Source organism: Calyptranema fuscum S582 (assembly GCF_055793305.1).
In genome coordinates this window covers 1-243 of record NZ_JBSLYH010000153.1, presented here as the reverse complement: position 1 = coordinate 243, position 243 = coordinate 1, and the positions used below count along the sequence as shown (strand labels likewise).

The following is a 243-nucleotide window of genomic DNA, read 5'->3' as shown; positions in this document are numbered from 1 at the left end:
TTGATGGGGTTAACCGTAATGGTGACGGTGGCAGTATCGGTACCCCCATTGCCATCGCTGATGGCGTAGGTGATGGTATCGGTGCCATTGAAATTAGCTGTGGGACTGTAGTTCAGAGTACCATCGCCATTAATGGTGACCGTGCCATTAGAGGCAGTGGCGGTTGTGACAGTTAAGGGGTTGCCATCGACATCGGTGTCATTGCCCAAGACATTGAGGTTGGTGATGGGGGTGTCTTCATTA

General features: G+C 51.4%; 1 protein-coding gene. It reads right to left on the bottom strand.

Features of this window, described 5'->3' with window-relative positions:
* On the bottom strand, positions 1–243 hold a 243-nt coding region (locus ACR6Z4_RS32280), incomplete at both ends, for an Ig-like domain-containing protein (protein ID WP_479721411.1).